The 377-nt window shown below is 37.1% G+C and carries 1 protein-coding gene; it reads right to left on the bottom strand.

The window, feature by feature from the left end; genetic code table 11:
- Window positions 1-377: hypothetical protein (locus ACRHNM_RS16335; protein WP_431137700.1), on the bottom strand; the 377-nt coding region annotated here is incomplete at both ends.

Here is a 377-nt window from a genome sequence, read left to right as displayed (position 1 = left end):
AGAAGAACGTTCAATAATAGGTTGGTAGACGCCGCAGCGATATTGCTTGCTAATATCACACGTGTTCTTTGTTCCGAATAAAAATAGAGTTCAAGTAATTGCGCCAGCGTAATAAGGAAAAAGGCCAGGGCAATCCAAAAAATTAAGAAAAACCCATCCGAATAATCCTCAGAAAGGAGGAGGAATCCGATAGTTTCCTGAAAAATATAGATAAGTATTAAGGTAGGAAGGGCGATTAAGGAATAATAAAATCCGAAGGTTTTTAAGCGCTTCTTCTTTTCCTGTTTTTTATAATTCCCAAAAACGATAGGAGTAGACAAGATTACAAATACAGGACTGATGACCAGAAAAAACTTGGAACCAACACTATAGCTTGC

It is taken from the genome of Psychroserpens mesophilus, from assembly GCF_050617655.1.
Taxonomy (GTDB): Bacteria; Bacteroidota; Bacteroidia; order Flavobacteriales; family Flavobacteriaceae; genus Psychroserpens; species Psychroserpens mesophilus_A.
The sequence above is the reverse complement of the archived record's forward strand: the minus strand, read 5'-3'. Positions and strand labels throughout refer to the sequence as shown.